Here is a 17,806-nt window from a genome sequence, read left to right as displayed (position 1 = left end):
GCCTTTATTCGTGGTCGCGCCTTAGCGTTGACCTTGCGCTTCCATCAGGGCACGCAGCAGTTTCTCTTCGGACATGTCGTCCTCTGCAGGCTTGTCAGCTTCTGCGCCCATCAGCAAGGACATGCTGTCCTCTTCTGGCTCGTCCACTTCGATCTGCGTCTGGTTTGCTTCGATCATGCGCTCGCGCAGATCGTCAGCAGTCTGTGTTTCGTCCGCGATTTCACGCAGTGACACAACAGGGTTCTTGTCGTTGTCGCGGCCAACAGTGATCGGAGAACCGGATGCGATTTCGCGGGCGCGATGTGCGGCCAACATGACCAGTTCAAACCGGTTAGGGACTTTATCGACACAATCTTCTACGGTGACGCGAGCCATGAGCGCACTCCAATTCAGCGGGTGGATTCCTAGGAAGCCCCGTCTTTAGGCGCAGAAATAGAAATTGACAAGCAGATTCACGCCGCATCCAGCGGACAAACCGTGTCTTTTTCGGCGGCAGGTCGCGCATCCAGCATCTGCCGTGTCGTCTGGCCCAAAATTGGATGAACCCAGTCGGGGGCCACATCCGCCATCGGGACCAGCACGAAACTGCGATCTTGCAGGCGGGGGTGCGGCACAATCAATTGATCGGGCGACAGGCGAACCTGGTCTTCCAACGGCAGCATTCGCCACTTTTCGTGGGTGGTATGATCAGGCAACACGACGTCATCAAATGCAATTAAATCAATGTCTAAGGTCCGCTGACCCCACCGGATTTCGCGGGTACGGCCTGCCATTTCTTCGATCTCATGACAAATCTGCAAAATCGCGCCAGGTGGTAAATGCGTCTTGAAAACCGCCGCCGCATTCACAAAATCCGGCCCCGCGCCTGCCGGAAAAGCGGGCGTTTGATACAGGTGGCTTTTACGTATAGAAAAACCTACCCGTTCGGATAGGGCGCCGCAGGCCAAATTGATAGTTTCCTCAGGTTTTCCGAGGTTTGACCGCTGGTTAGCCCCTAAAGCAACCACAACGTCGTGATGCTTACGTGGCTTTGACTGGACTTGCGAGGTCAACGGAATATCCTTATTTGTATTGAAGCTTGCACGGCATCTACCACTCACACTCACGGTTTGTGCAAGCTTTGTATTTTGAAAGGAATTTTTCCATGTTTTATCGTGACGAGCGTCTCGCGCTCTTCATTGATGGCTCGAACCTTTATGCAGCAGCGAAATCGCTCGGTTTTGACATCGATTACAAATTGCTTCGCGCAGAGTTTATGCGCCGCGGCAAAATGCTACGGGCCTTCTACTACACAGCACTTCTAGAAAACGATGAGTATTCGCCGATCCGTCCACTCGTGGATTGGCTGCATTACAACGGTTTCACCATGGTGACCAAACCGGCAAAAGAATACACTGACTCTATGGGACGGCGTAAAGTCAAAGGGAACATGGACATCGAATTGACTGTCGATGCTATGGAACTTGCGCCACATGTCGATCACGTTGTGCTGTTCTCGGGCGACGGTGATTTCCGTCCGCTTGTTGAAGCACTACAGCGCAAAGGCGTACGAGTTTCAGTGGTGTCCACTATTCGCAGCCAACCGCCAATGATCGCGGATGAGCTTCGCCGTCAGTGCGACAATTTCATCGAACTGGATGAATTGCGCGACGTGATCGGTCGCCCGACACGCGAACCGCGCGTTGAAGAAACAGCGGCAGAAACTACGGACGCGTAAAGCGGCCAGCTTCTGTTCTTACCAATCGCGTTGCGCACCTATTCGTTCGGCTGCGCAACGCCCATGTTGGCCTCATTGATTGACCGCCAAACATGGCTTGCGCCGTAGGCGCCCCTTTGGATCAAATCTGGCCCTCTGGACGCCGCCGCTACGAAGGCTTACCTCTACCACAAGCCAAGCCGGAGACAGTCATGACAAAGCCCCCTCTAACGCTATACCTTGCAGCGCCGCGCGGCTTTTGCGCGGGCGTAGATCGGGCCATCAAGATTGTTGAAATGGCGTTGGAAAAATGGGGGGCACCTGTCTACGTCCGCCACGAAATCGTCCACAATAAATTTGTGGTCGACGGGTTGCGCGACAAAGGCGCTGTATTCGTTGAAGAACTGCATGAATGCCCCGACGACCGGCCTGTGATCTTTTCCGCGCATGGTGTGCCAAAAGCAGTTCCCGCAGCCGCCGCAAAACGCGAAATGGTCTACGTCGATGCCACCTGCCCGCTTGTATCCAAGGTACACATCGAAGCGCAGCGTCATGCCGACAACGGTCTGCAAATGATCATGATCGGTCACGAAGGTCATCCTGAAACCGTCGGCACCATGGGGCAGTTGCCAGACGGCGAAGTGCTACTGGTGGAAACCGTCGCTGACGTGGCGACTGTCACACCGCGCAACCCTGACAAACTGGCCTTTGTGACACAAACCACCCTGTCGGTGGACGACACCAAAGACATCGTCGCTGCCCTGCACGACCGGTTCCCCGCGATCATCGGCCCGCACAAAGAAGACATCTGTTACGCCACCACAAACCGCCAAGAAGCGGTCAAGGCAATGGCGCCAAAATGCGATGCGATGCTCGTCGTGGGGGCGCCCAATTCGTCCAACTCGAAACGCTTGGTAGAGGTCGGCGCACGCGCTGGCTGCGAATATGCGCAACTTGTGCAGCGGGCCACCGACATTGACTGGCGGGCGCTGGAAGGCATCACATCCATGGGGATCACCGCCGGTGCATCCGCCCCTGAAGTACTGATCAACGAAGTCATCGACGCCTTCAAAGACCGCTTTGATGTGACAGTCGAGATGGTCGAAACTGCGGTCGAAAACGTCGAATTCAAAGTACCGCGTGTTTTGCGCGAACCCGCCTAAACGGGAAATCGGGGCCTTTTCAACGCGACGGGAGCCTCCGGCGGGGATTTGGAAAACGTCAAAGAAGCGACAGTCGTGTGCTTGATCGAGGGCGCACCAAGACATGAGGGTCACATGACATCACCGCAAAACATCCCGCGATCCGCCCTTATGTTGGGATTGGCAGGGCTCGCACCCTTTGTTTGGGGTGCGTTGACCACACTGGTGCCGACACTTGGCTTGCAGGCCTCGGGTGTAATTGGGAGCCGTTTTGTTGGGCCTTACGTGCAGCTTTACTACGGCGCTGTGATCCTGTCGTTCATGTCGGGCGTTTTGTGGGGCTTTGCTACGAAGGCCGACGGTGCAAAGGCCACGGGCGGCTACATTTTGTCAGTGCTCCCTGCCTTATGGGCGTTCTTTATGACCGGTGGCGGCGCAGTTGGAGCAAGCATGAACCTGATCGCAGGATTTGTCGGTCTACTGTTGCTCGACTGGCAGTTCTGGCGGCAAGGGCTGGCACCTGCGTGGTGGATGAAATTGCGCGTTCTGCTGACCGCTATTGTCGTGCTTTGCTTACTAACCGGAGTGCTGTGATGATAGATGACGAAACCATTGCTTTCTATGACACCGCCGCTGGCGACTATGCCGCAAAATTCGCAAAATCGCGCCCCGATGCGCAACTGATCGCATTTATGAACCTGCTGCCAAACGGTGGGCGGGTGCTTGATCTGGGATGCGGGCCTGCGACCGCCTCTGCCCATATGCGCACCGCCGGATTTGAATGTGATCCAGCCGATGCATCGGACGGGATGATCAAGATCGCCAATGACCTTCACGATCTAGGTGCGCGCAAACTGACGTTTGACGAACTGGACATGATTGCGGACTACGATGGCGTCTGGGCGAATTTCTCCCTCCTGCACGCAAAGCGCGGCGATCTACCACGTCATTTGGATGCAATCGCCACCGCGTTACGCGATCAAGGCGTGTTCAGCGTTGCGATGAAGACTGGGACGGACGCGACACGCGATCGTTTGGGGCGCATGTACACATTTGTGACCATTCCGGAGCTGTCGGAATTGCTGACGAACGCCGGTTTTTCCATTCTTGCCGTTGACGAAGGCATGGGCCCCGGTTTAGCCGGTGACGTCTCACCATGGGTGACTATTCGCGCTCGAAAGGACTGAAATGCCTGATCTTTTTGCCTATACTGACGGGGCCTGTTCAGGCAATCCCGGCCCCGGCGGCTGGGGCGCTATTCTGATTGCGAAGGATGGCGAAAATGTTCTGAAAGAACGCGAGCTGAACGGCGGACAGGCCAACACCACCAACAACCAGATGGAGCTGATGGCCGCGATTTCAGCGCTTGAAGCCTTGGAGCGGTCCAGCGTCGTGACGGTGGTGACCGACAGTTCCTACGTCAAAGACGGGATCACGTCTTGGATTCATGGCTGGAAGAAGCGCGGCTGGGTAAATGCCGCAAAGAAGCCGGTGAAAAACGTGGAACTCTGGAAGCGATTGGATGCGGCGCAAGCGCGCCATCAGGTGACATGGGAATGGGTCAAAGGACACGCGGGACATCCAGAAAACGAACGCGCTGATGAATTGGCGCGCGCGGGTATGGCGCCATTTAAACCCTGAGGCTTTGCGCCGCCTTCGGCGTCGCCACGCGTGGGGGCCAGCCCCCACACCCCCGAGATATTTGAGACCAAAAGAAGAGCGTTACCAACGCGGCTGGGCTGCGAAGAACTGAAGCGCCTCTTGCGCGACCATATCTGGCAGTTCTTCCGCCAGATAATGTCCACCCGGCAGATTATGCCCGGTCACCGTCGTCGCCCGTTGCTTCCAAAGATCGAGGCAATCGAAATGCGCCTCAATCGCACCCTCAGCCCCCCACAATACATGCAGCGGGCAGGTGATCATGCCCTCTTCATCATCGTGTGTGATGTCGATTGTCGCGGCGGCACGGTAGTCTTCGCACATGGCATGGATCGTGGCCGGATCTTTGATCGCCTCCGCATACGCCGCGAAGGCCGCATCGCTGAACGGTTTCGGCTTATTCCCCCATGATCGCAGCTTTTTATTCAGGTAGAATAATGGGTCAGCCGCAATTTGTGTTTCCGGGAATGGCGCGTCCTGGATCAGCCAGAACCAGTGCCAATAGACCGTTGCAAAGGCCGCCGTTGTGTTGGCGTACATTTCGCGCGTGGGCGCGATGTCGAGCAGGATCATCGCCGAAACCCGGTCTGCGTGATCGACAGCAAGCCTGTGGGCCACGCGCGCGCCCCGATCATGGGCAAGGACGGCGAATCGCGTATGTCCGAAGTGCGACATAACGCCCGCCATATCGCGGGCCATTTCACGTTTCGAATAGGGGCTGTGGTCCGCGTCCGTTGGTGGTTTGCCGGATGCGCCGTAGCCGCGCAGATCAGGGATCACCAGCGTGTAGCGTTGCGCCAGATCAGGCGCCACCTTGTGCCACATCACATGGGTTTGCGGATACCCATGCAGCAACAACAACGGCGGACCGCTGCCACCGATGATAACACCGTGGATGGTCGTGCCGTTCGTTGCGATATCAAAGGTCTGGAAATCTGGAAACATGCCGCAGCTTAACAGCTGTTTTGCAAAGAAAAACCCCCGCAGCGCAAGCCACGGGGGTTCTTTGATCGTACATCGAAAAGGGGTGCTTAGAGCATACCTTCGCGCTGGAGCTTTTTCCGAGCCAGCTTACGCTGACGGCGGATTGCTTCGGCCTTTTCGCGTGCTTTACGCACGGATGGCTTTTCGAAATGTTGCTTGAGCTTCATCTCACGAAACACACCTTCACGCTGAAGTTTTTTCTTCAGAGCACGGAGCGCCTGATCGACGTTGTTATCACGAACACTAACCTGCATGTGGTTTTCACCACCTCTCTAAGTTGGATTTGCAATAAGTTGCAGGAAGTGGGCATATAGCAACGACGCCCTAACTTGTCAAAGGTCCATAAGGAGATCCGTGATGACCGTATCTGTTGACCAAGTGACCCAGCATCTTGTCGCCGCCGCTGTGCCCCATGTCCCCTTTGATGGCTGGGGTGTTGAGACGTTCAAAGCTGCCGCAAGCGACGCGGGAATCGGTTTGGACGCAGCCCGCGCGGCCTGCCCGCGTGGTGCCACGGATTTGGCGATTGCCTATCATCAGATGGGTGACGCCGCGATGGCCAAAGCCTTGGCAGAGGCTGATCTTGCAGGCATGCGGTTTCGCGACAAGGTCGCAGAGGCCGTGCGCCTGCGCCTGTCTGTGATTGACGACAAGGAAGTGGTGCGCCGCGGATCGACGCTGTTTGCCCTGCCGCATATGGCGCCAGACGGTGCCAAACTGATCTGGGGGACCGCCGATGCGATCTGGACCGCCCTTGGCGACACGTCTGAAGACGTAAACTGGTACACAAAACGCGCAACCTTATCGGCAGTCTACGGGTCAGTCGTTTTGTTCTGGCTTGGGGATGAAACGGACGGGCATCACGCCACCGACGCATTCATCGACCGCCGTATCGACAACGTGATGCAGTTCGAACGGGTGAAATCCGCAACCCGCGATAATCCTGCCTTGCGTCCGCTGACCACCTTGATGGATCGTCTGACCGCGGGCATTAAAGCACCGCAAACCGCAACACGCGATGACCTGCCGGGCGTGTGGCGCACGCACAAATCTTCCTAAGAAAGACCTTTGATGACCCTTCCCAAGCAAAGCCGCGTCGTAAAAATAGCACAGCATGGCGGGCCAGAGGTTTTGACACCTGACATGGCGGACACGCCAACGCCTGCGCACGGTGAAGTGCTGATCAAGGTCGCTTATGCGGGCGTTAACAGGCCTGACGCGCTGCAACGCGCAGGGCTGTATAATCCGCCAGCGGGCGCAAGCCCCCTGCCCGGTTTGGAATGTGCCGGCGAGGTCGTTGCGCTTGGCGCAGGTGTGACCGATTGGGCCGTGGGCGATCAGGTCTGCGCCCTTTTGCCCGGTGGCGGCTATGCTGAATACGTGGTCACACCTGCCGCCCACTGCCTGCCAGTGCCGGAGAACATGACGTTGAAACAGGCCGCGTGCCTGCCAGAAACGTTCTTCACCGTTTGGTCCAACGTGTTCCAGCGCGGGGGCCTGCAAGCAGGTGAGAGGTTCTTGGTTCATGGTGGATCGTCGGGTATCGGGACAACAGCAATCCAACTGGCGAAAGCATTCGGCGCGCGGGTCTTCACAACGGCCGGATCAGACGACAAATGCGCGGCTTGCGTAGATCTAGGCGCCGAACAGGCAATCAATTACCGTGACGCGGATTTTGTGGAAGTGATGCGCGCTACAGGCGGGGCGGATGTGATCCTCGACATGGTTGGCGGGCCTTACATGCAGCGTAATTTGAAAGCGCTCGCTGATGATGGTCGTCTGGTGCAAATCGCATTTTTGCAGGGCATGAAGGCTGAATTGAATATGGTTCAGCTGATGACGCGGCGGCTGACGATGACAGGATCGACCTTGCGACCCCAATCAGATTTGGCAAAAGCGCGGATTGCAGCGGACCTTCGTGAAAAAGTTTGGCCACTACTTGCCGCTGGCAAAGTCGCGCCTGTGATGGATCAGGAATTTGCGCTGGATGATGCGGCGGCGGCACACGCCCGCATGGAAAGCTCTGCGCATATTGGTAAGATCGTTTTACGCGTCGGCGGTTAAACCGCGCGCGATTCTTCCGAAAATCGGTTTCTTACCGCGGCGGTGTGCGTCCTGTCATCCGGATGATCAGTGACGCCCGTGGGGTTGTTCCTGTTTCCACCCGCGACCGGCTGCGCAGAACTGGCGTGTTGGCGGAATTGCCTGCGCCGCTTTCGCGCAAAACAATGTAGAGACCAGACGCAATAATGATCGCGGCCCCAATCGCCGTGTTCATGTCGATCAGTTCGTCGAAGAAGAAGAAGCCGTAAACGCTCGCCCACAGGATTTGCGAATATTGCATAGGTGCAATGATCGCCGCCTCACCATTTTGATAGGCCGTGATGATCATCCGTTGCGCAATCCACGCAAATATCGCGACAATCCCGAGCATGCCCAAATGATTGATCGGCATCGGCACGTAAACCAACGGTAACAGCATCGCCATCACGATGAAGTTCACGACCATCGGGTATAGCAGCATCACAACAGGCCGTTCTTCTGACCCGATTTTGCGGACAACAATTGCCGTAACCGCCCCACCAATCGCAGTCATCAGCGCGGCTGCATGGCCTAAGGTCAGATCAGTTGCACCGGGACGCAATACGACCAACACCCCGGCAAGACCTACCAGAACCGCAATCCACCGACGCAGCCGGACCTTTTCACCCAGCACCGGAATAGCAAGAACCGTGATCATTAGCGGCGACGCAAAGATGATGGCGTAGACTTGCGCCAACGGCAGAACCGAGAATGCATAAAACGCTGAAATACCGGTGACGACCGCACCGGCCGTCCGCAAGGCCAACCACCAAGGGTGTTTTGGGATCAGCGTCCCAGCGGTTGCATCCCGCATCAGCATCACAGTGGCCAAGGGGAACGACAACAAAACTGAAAAGAACACGATCTGGATCGGGGAATATGATCCACCCAATACCTTGATAAAGACGTCATGGGTCGAAAAGACCGCAAACGCGCCAAGCGCAAACAGCGCACCTTTTGCATTGGGCGTCATGATAAGGTCCTCGTTACCGCTACCAGTGTTTAGTGCAAAAAGGTTCACGCTTGGTCAAGGGCACGAAGCAAAAAGGGCCGCCAAGATTGGCAGCCCTTCACAAAACACATGGCGTTTTGATTTAGAGCGACGCGTCAAGCGCCGCCAAAATGACGTCGCCCATTTCGATTGTGGACAGCGGTGTGCCGCCTTCTGGACCCATCAGGTCGCCAGTCCGTGCGCCATCAGCCAACACTTTTTCAATCGCAGCTTCCAGACGATCCGCTTCCGCGCCTTGATCGAATGAATAGCGCAGCGCCATTGCGAACGACAGGATACAGGCAATCGGGTTCGCCTTAGCCTGGCCTGTGATGTCAGGCGCAGAGCCGTGTACCGGTTCGTACATCGCTTTTGGACGACCGTTTTCCATTGGCAGACCAAGGGATGCGGACGGCAACATGCCAAGCGATCCGGTCAGCATCGCCGCACAGTCGGACAGGATATCGCCGAACAGGTTGTCGGTGTAGATCACGTCGAACTGCTTTGGTGCACGCACCAGCTGCATCGCCCCGTTGTCAGCATACATGTGGGACAATTCGACCTCTGGGTAGTCTGCGCTGACTTCTGTCACCACGTCGCGCCACAGGATGCCGGATTCCATCACGTTGGCTTTTTCCATGGAACACAGTTTCTTGTCCCGCTTCATGGCCAGTTCAAACGCCGCACGTGCGCCGCGTTCGATTTCAGCTTCGGTGTAACGCTGCGTGTTTACACCGACACGCATGTTGTCTTCGATGTGGATACCGCGTGGTTCACCGAAATAGACGCCGGATGTCAGTTCGCGCACGATCATGATGTCCAGACCGGCCACCAGTTCAGGCTTCAAGGACGAAAAGTCGGACAGCGCGTCAAAGCACTGCGCCGGACGCAGGTTCGCAAACAGGTCCATTTCTTTGCGCAGGCGCAGCAGGCCGCGCTCTGGCTTCACTGAAAAGTCCAGATCGTCGTACGCCGGACCGCCCACAGCGCCGAGCAGAACAGCGTCAACTTCTTGCGCCTTGGCCATTGTTTCGTCCGCCAAAGGCACGCCGTGTTTGTCGTATGCGGCACCACCGACCAGATCTTCGGACACGTCAAACTTCATGTCACGTTTGTCGCCGAACCACGTGATGACGCGCTTCACCTCGTTCATGACTTCAGGGCCGATGCCGTCACCGGCAAGAATCAAAAGGGATGGGTTCGACATATGCTGCGTCCTTGGCTTAAATTCTGTTGGACGCGGCGTACCCCGCTTAGGCCATTTGTTCAAGATACCAAGGGTGCCAAGCCTGCTGCCAACATGTCCCAGACACGTCTAATCCGCGGGGTGCGCCGCATCGCTTCGTGGGCAGTTAACCAAACCGGTAGCGTTGGTAACGGGAAGCCGAGGTCAATCTCGACAATCTCGGGGTCGTCCAACCCCAGCGTTTTTTGTGCAAACCCAACGCCACAGCCTGCCCGCACGAGGTTCCAATACGCGATGTTATCGTCGCAACGGACTTTGAAAAAGTGCCGATCAACGGGGACACCCGCATCGCGCATCCCGTCAATGATGCTCGTGTCCGCGTCGTAACCAACGACATCGTGTTCCGCGATCCGGGCCGGATCATCCAATCCGCCTTTGCGTTTCAGATAACTGCGCGACGCAAAAACGCCCAAAGCGATTTCTCCGATATGCTGGGTTATCAGGTCTTCCTGCGTTGGCCGATACATGCGGACCGCGATATCAGCTTCGCGAAACAGTAGATTGCGGCTTTCGTCAGATGCGAGCAGTTCAATCTCGATATCAGGTTCCGCCGCTCTGATATCGCTGATGATCTGCGGCAAGTGGTAGACAGACGTCGCCACACTGGCCGTGATCCGCACCGTGCCCTTGAGGCTGGCCGACTGACCAGCAGCCGTCAGAGTCATCTGGTTCACCGCATCGCGCATCGCTTGGGCTGGTTCGACCAGTTGCGTGCCCGTGTGGGTCAGCGACAGACCACGCGGCGCACGATGAAACAACTCCGCACCCAATTGCTGTTCCATCGCTTTGATCTGGCGGCCAATGGTCGGCTGCGTCGTGCCAAGCTTTCGGGCAGCTGCCGACAGGCTTCCCGTTTCCGCCACAGCAAGAAACGCTTGGGCGAGCGACCAATCAAGAGGCTGCAGCGTCTTATCCATACGTTTACGTATAGGACACCTGCATAATCAGGCAATTTAAATACGCACACGCATGGGTCAATTTAACCGCAACAGATACAAATCAACAGGAAACCAACCCATGACACAGACAGTATTGATCCTTGGTGGCAGCGGCAAAATCGGCAAACACGCAGCAGAAGCATTCTGGAATGCAGGTTGGACGGTCCGCCATTACAAGCGCGGCACTGATATGACGGCACAGGCGCAAGGTGTTGATGTGATTGTAAACGGGCTGAACCCGCCGAAATACAACGATTGGGCCAAAAACATCCCCGCGATCACGTCCCAAGTTATTGCGGCAGCGCAATCCAGCGGCGCAACAGTCATCGTACCCGGCAACGTATATAACTTTGGCGACAAGGGTGGCATCTGGGACGAAACAACCCCGCAGGCACCTGTCACCGAAAAGGGGCACATCAGGGTCGCGATGGAAGCCGCATATCGTGATGCAGGCGTGCAAACGATCATCCTCCGTGCGGGGCATTTCATTGATCCGGGTCAAGACGGCGACGCCTATTCAATGGTGCACGTGGCCAAAGTCGGCAAAGGGGTTGTAACCACGCTGGGTGACCCTGACGCGATGCAGGCGCATGCCTACCTGCCCGATTGGGCGCGGGCGGCGGTGAAACTTGCTGCCATGCGGAACGATCTTGCACGGTTCGAAGACATCCCCTTCCCCGGTCACTGCTTTACGATGAACCAATTGCGCGACGAAATGGCGGACGCCTTGGGCAAACCGATGAAGCTGTCCTACTTTCCATGGTGGTTGATGGCTTTCGTGGCCCCGTTCAACGAAATGATCCGCGAGTTTCGCAAGATGCGGTATCTGCCGAACACGTCCCATCAGCTTGGCCATGAAAAATTCGACCGATTGCTGCCGGATTTCAAACCGACGGACCTGCGCACCGCTCTATTGTCCGGCGTCCCGTCTGACGTCCACCCAAACAAGGTGGTGCACGCCAGCGGCCAAGCCATCGTCGCCCAGTAGCGCGGCATAATCGTCATCCGGCGCGGGCCAGAAAACATCCGCGTCGGTCACAGTCCACGTTGTTGCGGGCAAAACGTAACTCACCCGCAGATTTCCGGGACCATCGTCATCCCAATCGGCAGTGTTCAAGCCAAAGTGCGGGTCCTGCAAACGGTCGTCGGACAGAAAGTCAACCATCGCGTCCTTGATCCCGTCCCCCTTATCCGGATCAAGGTTCGCATTTCCGATGACAACAAAATCCTGCGGCGCATCGCCGTACACCCCGTTCAACACATACGTCCACAACCGCAATTCGTCGCGGTTGCGCAGGCCATTGCGGTCCTCTGGACCATCAAAGACGGGCGGTGTTGCGGCAAAAGCCAGCAGGTTGACGGTGCTTGCATCTGTCTTGATCGGTACGATCCAGTGACCGCTGGTAGAAAGCCGCTGCACAGCCGCCACATCATCCGTCATCATCGTTGGTAGAACCGCGTCTGGCACATCGCGCCACAGCAGGTGCGAATGATCCGTCACCTGCGCCGCGTCGATTGGAAAGCGCGACAGGACGGCCATCCCCCCATCCCCCGAGAACCGACCGTAACCTTGGGCGTCGCGGGCTTCCCCGAACCACCCGTTCCCATCAAGGTCGAGCGCTGTCTGTACACCCGTGTTCGGGCGCGCTGCAAAATGGTGAGGATAGTCCAGCAGCATCGCAAGCGTCTGCAACGCCATGCTGTCATAGTCGAAATCGAAATCGGTCAGAAGCAGGATGTCGGGATCAATATGTGCGATCACAGCTTGGGCCGCGGCCAGTTCTGCATCTTCCCCCTTCTGCAGGTCACGCAACAAAAGACCGGGACCATCGCGACTGAATGGGGCTGCATAGGTCGCAATGCGCAGGTTCTCGGCAACCGCACCACTGCACGTCCAAAGCAGGCAGATTAGATTGGCAGCATACCTTCGGCAGCGGCGGCGGCGTAGGCCTTTTTGCGCTGCACATGGATCATCCCTGCCACCCGCGAAAGCGCGACGCCACGCATCAAAAGACTTGCAGGAAGGAACGCCCATATTGCCACAACCCAGATCAAAGTTTGCGGATCTTCAAAGCTCAGCGGGTTCGTAAAGGTCCACGCGACCTTCAACATCGCTGGAATAATGAATGGCAGCAAAAAACCTAACATAAGGTTAACAAGGCTATCGCGGTTCAACCGATCGACGACGTCACCACCTGCGGCAGGGTCAAAAGTTGGCAAGTTGACCCAAACGTTAAAGGTCTTACTGCGACGTGGCCATGCGCGCATCCGCAGCAGTATGATAAAGACCAGAAGCGACACCAATGACGCAAGGTAGCTAAGCCCGGCAGCAGTCCGCAATGAGCTCATGATTTCGGGCGATGTGTCGTTCGGCATCATCACCAACATCAACCGTACCGGCGAATACGGGAAATCGATCGACGCCCCAATCCGTTCACCAATGACATCAAAGAACATCACGAAGGTCGATGGCGTGTGCGAAGCGTCCCCGCTGAGAATGACAGACATCGCAAAAATCGCAATAAACAGTGCAATGAAACGCACGCGGTTGTATGGTGGCGCATCGCGAAATTCGATCAAGCTGGGGCTTTGGGACGAATATTCTGCAATCGTAAAGATAGCGGCAAAAAGAGCGACAAGCATCACGACTACGCGTGCATCACCCGATGAAGACGGCAAAAAGGCAGACGGCAAAATGATCAATAGGATCACAAATAGCCCGCGCGCAATCGCTCCTGGCAGTCGTTGATACACTGCGAATTTACCCTCGTTCCGGCCGGGAACGATACTTTGCCGTTCGCCTGTTCCGTCTATGTCCCGCGACTTGAGCGCGAGTTGCCTCATTGTTGCCACGTTTTTGCCTAACTTTGTTTTTGTCATCAATCCTTGAAAATTTTAGACGATAAAACTGCGGCGGTTTTGCGACACAAGTGGTGCAGCAATGCATCGAAAAAACCAGACACCGGCGCGATATTTCACGAAGCGCCAGCCGTTTTGATCCAGCCTGCCACATGAAATTTAGGGCAATCGACCGTCGATTCAGCGGTTAATATTTGATTAATGGGCCTTTTCGGCGATTCATGTTTCGCGCCATTTGCAGGTGTTTTGGTGTCGGGCAGCTGACGGGAAATGTGTTTTTTCTAAGAACTTGCCTTCGAATGACCACAATTGAATCAGGGGTTTAGGCCCATTCCAACGCTGTCCGTGCAGGTCTTTATTCCGATTCTCTATGGCGTAAGGCCGTCCAATTTCGACACAAAACGGCGAATTCGCGTTGTTTAAACCGCGAATGTGGCATCCAACCACAAAAAAGCCCGACACATTGTGCCGGGCTTTATCGATCTTTAGGGGGTTTGCTTAGACCCAAGGACGGGCTTGGCCGGCGCTGGCCTCAAACGTGTCGATCGCCGCTGCCTTTTCCATTGTCAGTCCGATGTCATCCAGACCGTTCTGCAGGCAGTGCTTTTTAAAGGCGTCAACTTCAAAGCTGAATGTCGTGCCATCCGACGCTGTCACGGTCTGTGCTTCCAGATCGACTTCGATCCGCGCGTTTGCGCCCTTCTCTGCGTCTTTCATCAACGCGTCGCGCTGATCTTCTGGCAGCACGATTGGCAAGATGCCGTTCTTGAAGCAGTTGTTGTAAAAGATGTCGGCGAAGCTGGTCGAGATCACGCAGCGGATGCCAAAGTCGGCGATGGCCCAAGGCGCGTGTTCACGTGATGACCCGCAACCGAAGTTGTCGCCTGCCACGAGGATAGACGCCTCGCGGTAGGCAGGCTGGTTCAGAACAAAATCTTCGATCTCAGTACCGTCGAGATTGTAACGCATTTCGTCGAACAGGTTCACGCCGAGGCCAGAGCGCTTGATGGTTTTCAAGAACTGCTTTGGGATGATCATATCAGTGTCGATATTGACCAGATCCATTGGGGCCGCGATACCGCTGAGTTGGTTAAACTTTTCCATGTGTCGTGTCCTTCTTGCGCCCTGATTGGGCGACTTTGATCTTTGTAATTACGCCATGTCCAGCGGTTGCTGGCTTTCATAGCGTGCTTGAATTGTCCGCAACCGTGCGGTGAGCTTTGTCAGGTCGATGTCGAAATGCAATTTGCGCGTTTGGCTTGCTTTCACTTGCAGTTCGCGGGCAACGCGTGCCGCCCGCGCCTTGGCAAGTGTTTGACTTTGCATGATATTGCTGGATGCCCAGCGCCCGCCATGTGTGGTGCCTTGCAACGGTCCCAAGACGCCCCGTTCCGCCAGATGTTCCATCACAGCCACGGCTTGGTCCGGCGTCATGTTGGTTGCTTTCGCAAGTCCCCAGACGCTGAACACCGACCGCGATTTCGCGTGATAGATCGCAGCATGAACAGCCGCAGCACTGTAAGGCGCCGCAGTTGCGGTCCGCGCAAGCGCAGGCAGCGGCACGAACGGCGCCGTTACCGCCGCCCCCAATGCTTGCAGGAAACCACGCCGTTTCATGCGTGCACCCCACTGAAACACCGGGGAGACAGGTCCATGCCGTTAGCCTTACAAAGCTGGTGCAAATGCGAAAACATGTCAGAGACCCGAGGCTGCGATGGCCGCGTCGTCTGTTGATCATGCTTTGCTTTCGCCGATCTGGCCTGACGTCGTTCGTAGGCTTTCGCGAGACCCGCGTTGGGGTTCACGAAAATCTTGCTCGACGCTTTGACCGTACCGGGCCGTGTTGGGTTCAACGCACCAAGCAGACCTTCAGACGACATCTTTTCGATGATCGCTTCGGCCTGTGGTTTACCGATCCCGATGCGTTTGGACAAACCACCCACACTGACCAACGGGAACTTCTTGGCATGCAAGATCGCGAGGTCATAAGTCGAACTGGAAAAGCCCCCAGCAGCCCCAACGGTCGGTATCATGGGTGTCGCGACAACCGCCCCAATCATCCGCAGAAAGCTACGTCGTTGCATAGGTGATCCTCCCGAAATCGGCCTGTGAATTGCGTGCACAAGGCGTGCACAACCCGTGCACCGCGTAACCCGCTTTGCGACAGATCTGGTGCAGGTGCACCGTCAATGGCGATAAGTCGGGTTCCAGTTCCATCGCACGCGCCGCCTGCTTGACTTTGCGTGCCGTGGACCGCGCTGCACGTGCTGCCTTATCCAGCCCCCACGCATCCGGCTTTAAGATATTGCTAACAGCCCGCACGTTTCCGCCCGAGACACCAACAGCTTTCACCAATCCATTGGCCGTCATTTCAGCAATCATCGCTTCAGCCTGCGCTGTCGAAACCTTCAATCCCAAAGCAAGCCCCCGCGCACTGACATGTGCACGGGTCCGCGCATGAAAGACGGCCAGCCCATACATGTAACGGCTATACGCCGCCGCTGCAGGTGCTGGTGCGGCCATAGGCAATGCGGGCGCTGCGATTGCAGCACCAAACATTGTCAGAAAGCCCCGTCTTTTCATTTGCATGGCTTACATCAAGTCCCGAACATCAGTCAGCTTGCCTGTGATCGCTGCTGCTGCCGCCATTGCTGGTGACATCAAGTGCGTCCGACCGCCCCGGCCCTGACGGCCTTCGAAGTTACGGTTGGATGTCGCCGCACAGCGTTCGCCGGGCTTCAACTGATCAGGGTTCATCGCAAGACACATGGAACAGCCCGCAAGGCGCCATTCGAAACCGGCGTCCTTGAAGATTTGCGCGATGCCTTCTTCTTCGGCTTGCGCACGGACCAGACCGGAACCGGGCACGACCATTGCGCGCATCCCGTCTTTGATCTTTTTGCCCTTCAGGATTTCAGCCGCAGCGCGGAAATCTTCGATCCGCCCGTTGGTGCAAGACCCGATGAACACAGTGTCAATTTCGATGTCAGACAGTTTCTGACCAGCCTCAAGACCCATGTAGTCGATGGACCGCTGAGCCGCGCCAACTTTGCCGCCTTCAAAGCTGTCGGGCGATGGCACGACAGATGTGATCGGCAGAACGTCTTCTGGTGATGTGCCCCAAGTCACCAACGGTGCGATGTCTTCGCCTTTGATCGTCAGGACCTTATCGAAATGCGCACCTTCGTCGGTGAAGAGCGTTTTCCAATAAGCCAGCGCCGCTTCCCATTCCGCGCCTTTTGGTGCGTGTGGACGGCCCATGCAGTAGTCGTATGTTGTCTGGTCAGGTGCGATCAGGCCCGCGCGTGCGCCGCCTTCGATGGCCATGTTACAGACGGTCATGCGACCTTCCATGGACAAGCTTTCAATCGCAGAACCACAATATTCGATCACGTAGCCGGTGCCGCCAGCCGTACCCGTTTGGCCGATCACGGCCATGGTTACGTCTTTCGCGGTCACACCGGGGGCAAGTTTGCCAGTGATTTCGACCTTCATGTTCTTGGATTTCTTCTGGATCAGCGTTTGCGTCGCCAGAACGTGCTCAACCTCGGATGTCCCGATGCCGTGTGCCAAGGAACCGAATGCGCCGTGTGTCGCCGTGTGGCTGTCGCCGCAAACAACGGTCATGCCCGGCAATGTCCAACCTTGTTCAGGACCAACGATGTGCACAACACCCTGACGGACGTCGGACACTGGGTAGTAGTGCAGGCCGAAATCTTTGGCGTTCTTGTCCAAAGCCTCAACCTGAATACGGCTGTCTTCGGTCATCGTCGCCGCGTTCGCGCGATCAAGCGTTGTTGGCACGTTGTGATCTGGCACAGCAATTGTCTGATCCGGACGACGTACCTTGCGGCCCGCCATGCGCAGACCTTCAAAGGCTTGCGGTGATGTCACTTCGTGGACGAGGTGACGGTCGATATACAGCAGGCAGGTGCCGTCCTCTGCTTCATGCGCGACGTGCGCATCCCAGATTTTATCATAAAGCGTTTTGGGGGACATGTTGGTCCTCTCCCGTGGTTTGGTGGTGATGATGTAAGTGGGCGAGCGGAAACGAAGGACTAGTCAGCCCATGGATAGCAAAGTGCATGCAGCACTATAGAACCGCCAAGGCAGTCGTGCGCGATCATCCATGTCGAAATTCTGTTTCATGCCGTAGCAGATATACGTCTATGCCCATTCTATCAAGGGCCAAGCCCGCACAGCACGCGA

The 17,806-nt window shown here is 56.4% G+C and carries 22 protein-coding genes; 8 read left to right on the top strand and 14 right to left on the bottom strand.

Features of this window, described 5'->3' with window-relative positions:
• Nucleotides 1-21: 21 nt before the first annotated feature.
• Together rpoZ and folK are read right to left on the bottom strand one after the other, a co-directional pair.
• Nucleotides 22-375 carry a DNA-directed RNA polymerase subunit omega gene (rpoZ, locus tag MWU61_RS15480; protein WP_247129309.1) on the bottom strand — a complete coding sequence of 118 codons (354 nt, stop codon included), beginning with the start codon at nucleotides 373-375 and terminating at the stop codon, nucleotides 22-24.
• A gap of 77 nt (nucleotides 376-452) precedes the next feature.
• Nucleotides 453-1,052 (bottom strand): 2-amino-4-hydroxy-6-hydroxymethyldihydropteridine diphosphokinase, encoded by a 600-nt coding sequence (folK, locus tag MWU61_RS15475; protein ID WP_247129308.1) that lies wholly within the window; start codon nucleotides 1,050-1,052, stop codon nucleotides 453-455.
• Nucleotides 1,053-1,144: 92 nt separating this feature from the next.
• Here folK and MWU61_RS15470 point away from each other — a divergent pair, with 92 nt between their 5' ends.
• The 5 genes from MWU61_RS15470 (at nucleotide 1,145) to rnhA (ending at nucleotide 4,479) form a co-directional block, all read left to right on the top strand.
• Complete coding sequence (locus MWU61_RS15470; protein ID WP_247129307.1) at nucleotides 1,145-1,717, top strand: NYN domain-containing protein; 573 nt, start codon at nucleotides 1,145-1,147, stop codon at nucleotides 1,715-1,717.
• A gap of 191 nt (nucleotides 1,718-1,908) precedes the next feature.
• Nucleotides 1,909-2,859, top strand: a complete 951-nt coding sequence (gene ispH / locus MWU61_RS15465; RefSeq protein WP_247129306.1) for a 4-hydroxy-3-methylbut-2-enyl diphosphate reductase — start codon at nucleotides 1,909-1,911, stop codon at nucleotides 2,857-2,859.
• A 114-nt stretch (nucleotides 2,860-2,973) separates the two neighbouring features.
• Entirely contained in the window at nucleotides 2,974-3,432 is a 459-nt protein-coding gene (locus MWU61_RS15460; protein WP_247129305.1) for a DUF3429 domain-containing protein, read from the top strand.
• The gene (locus tag MWU61_RS15455) at nucleotides 3,432-4,025 is read left to right on the top strand and encodes a methyltransferase domain-containing protein (protein WP_247129304.1); all 594 of its coding nucleotides are present in this window, start codon (nucleotides 3,432-3,434) and stop codon (nucleotides 4,023-4,025) included. The genes MWU61_RS15460 and MWU61_RS15455 overlap by 1 nt, the downstream gene beginning before the upstream one ends.
• 1 nt (nucleotide 4,026) lies before the next feature.
• Nucleotides 4,027-4,479, top strand: a complete 453-nt coding sequence (gene rnhA, locus MWU61_RS15450; RefSeq protein ID WP_247129303.1) for a ribonuclease HI — start codon at nucleotides 4,027-4,029, stop codon at nucleotides 4,477-4,479.
• Between the two features lie 81 nt (nucleotides 4,480-4,560).
• Here rnhA and MWU61_RS15445 read toward each other — a convergent pair whose 3' ends face one another.
• Nucleotides 4,561-5,442, bottom strand: a complete 882-nt coding sequence (locus MWU61_RS15445) for an alpha/beta hydrolase (protein ID WP_247129301.1) — start codon at nucleotides 5,440-5,442, stop codon at nucleotides 4,561-4,563.
• A gap of 86 nt (nucleotides 5,443-5,528) precedes the next feature.
• Nucleotides 5,529-5,735: a 30S ribosomal protein S21 gene (gene rpsU / locus MWU61_RS15440; protein ID WP_100367708.1), complete on the bottom strand. Its 207-nt coding sequence runs from the start codon at nucleotides 5,733-5,735 to the stop codon at nucleotides 5,529-5,531.
• Between the two features lie 103 nt (nucleotides 5,736-5,838).
• Between rpsU and MWU61_RS15435 the strand changes: the two genes are divergently transcribed.
• Nucleotides 5,839-6,540: a COQ9 family protein gene (locus tag MWU61_RS15435; RefSeq protein WP_247129300.1), complete on the top strand. Its 702-nt coding sequence runs from the start codon at nucleotides 5,839-5,841 to the stop codon at nucleotides 6,538-6,540.
• A 12-nt stretch (nucleotides 6,541-6,552) separates the two neighbouring features.
• Nucleotides 6,553-7,545, top strand: coding sequence for an NAD(P)H-quinone oxidoreductase (locus MWU61_RS15430; protein WP_247129299.1), 993 nt, complete (start codon nucleotides 6,553-6,555; stop codon nucleotides 7,543-7,545).
• Between the two features lie 31 nt (nucleotides 7,546-7,576).
• On the opposite strand, the gene MWU61_RS15425 is transcribed toward MWU61_RS15430, so the two are convergent.
• From MWU61_RS15425 to MWU61_RS15415, 3 genes are all read right to left on the bottom strand, one after another.
• Nucleotides 7,577-8,536: a DMT family transporter gene (locus MWU61_RS15425; RefSeq protein WP_247129297.1), complete on the bottom strand. Its 960-nt coding sequence runs from the start codon at nucleotides 8,534-8,536 to the stop codon at nucleotides 7,577-7,579.
• A 121-nt stretch (nucleotides 8,537-8,657) separates the two neighbouring features.
• A complete protein-coding gene (gene leuB, locus MWU61_RS15420) occupies nucleotides 8,658-9,761 on the bottom strand; it encodes a 3-isopropylmalate dehydrogenase (RefSeq protein WP_247129296.1) in 1,104 nt (367 codons plus the stop codon).
• 59 nt (nucleotides 9,762-9,820) lie between these two features.
• Nucleotides 9,821-10,717, bottom strand: coding sequence for a LysR family transcriptional regulator (locus MWU61_RS15415; RefSeq protein WP_247129295.1), 897 nt, complete (start codon nucleotides 10,715-10,717; stop codon nucleotides 9,821-9,823).
• Between the two features lie 100 nt (nucleotides 10,718-10,817).
• Between MWU61_RS15415 and MWU61_RS15410 the strand changes: the two genes are divergently transcribed.
• Nucleotides 10,818-11,726, top strand: a complete 909-nt coding sequence (locus MWU61_RS15410; protein WP_247129294.1) for an NAD-dependent epimerase/dehydratase family protein — start codon at nucleotides 10,818-10,820, stop codon at nucleotides 11,724-11,726.
• Here the strand turns inward: MWU61_RS15410 and MWU61_RS15405 are convergent.
• The 7 genes from MWU61_RS15405 to leuC all read right to left on the bottom strand — a co-directional run bounded on the left by MWU61_RS15405 (nucleotide 11,649) and on the right by leuC (nucleotide 17,596).
• Complete coding sequence (locus MWU61_RS15405) at nucleotides 11,649-12,554, bottom strand: endonuclease/exonuclease/phosphatase family protein (protein ID WP_247129293.1); 906 nt, start codon at nucleotides 12,552-12,554, stop codon at nucleotides 11,649-11,651. The genes MWU61_RS15410 and MWU61_RS15405 overlap by 78 nt on opposite strands.
• 92 nt (nucleotides 12,555-12,646) lie before the next feature.
• Nucleotides 12,647-13,582 (bottom strand): hypothetical protein, encoded by a 936-nt coding sequence (locus tag MWU61_RS15400; RefSeq protein ID WP_247129292.1) that lies wholly within the window; start codon nucleotides 13,580-13,582, stop codon nucleotides 12,647-12,649.
• A 513-nt stretch (nucleotides 13,583-14,095) separates the two neighbouring features.
• Complete coding sequence (gene leuD, locus MWU61_RS15395; RefSeq protein WP_247129291.1) at nucleotides 14,096-14,701, bottom strand: 3-isopropylmalate dehydratase small subunit; 606 nt, start codon at nucleotides 14,699-14,701, stop codon at nucleotides 14,096-14,098.
• A gap of 48 nt (nucleotides 14,702-14,749) precedes the next feature.
• The gene (locus tag MWU61_RS15390) at nucleotides 14,750-15,214 is read right to left on the bottom strand and encodes a hypothetical protein (RefSeq protein WP_247129290.1); all 465 of its coding nucleotides are present in this window, start codon (nucleotides 15,212-15,214) and stop codon (nucleotides 14,750-14,752) included.
• Nucleotides 15,211-15,681, bottom strand: a complete 471-nt coding sequence (locus tag MWU61_RS15385) for a hypothetical protein (protein WP_247129289.1) — start codon at nucleotides 15,679-15,681, stop codon at nucleotides 15,211-15,213. The genes MWU61_RS15390 and MWU61_RS15385 overlap by 4 nt, the downstream gene beginning before the upstream one ends.
• The gene (locus MWU61_RS15380) at nucleotides 15,668-16,180 is read right to left on the bottom strand and encodes a hypothetical protein (protein WP_247129288.1); all 513 of its coding nucleotides are present in this window, start codon (nucleotides 16,178-16,180) and stop codon (nucleotides 15,668-15,670) included. Before MWU61_RS15380 ends, MWU61_RS15385 begins: the two co-directional genes overlap by 14 nt.
• A 9-nt stretch (nucleotides 16,181-16,189) precedes the next feature.
• Complete coding sequence (gene leuC / locus MWU61_RS15375) at nucleotides 16,190-17,596, bottom strand: 3-isopropylmalate dehydratase large subunit (protein ID WP_247129287.1); 1,407 nt, start codon at nucleotides 17,594-17,596, stop codon at nucleotides 16,190-16,192.
• Between the last annotated feature and the right edge of the window lie 210 nt (nucleotides 17,597-17,806).

The organism is Loktanella sp. F6476L (assembly GCF_023015725.1).
Taxonomy (GTDB): Bacteria; Pseudomonadota; Alphaproteobacteria; order Rhodobacterales; family Rhodobacteraceae; genus Yoonia.
This window is presented reverse-complemented; position numbering and strand designations above follow the sequence as displayed.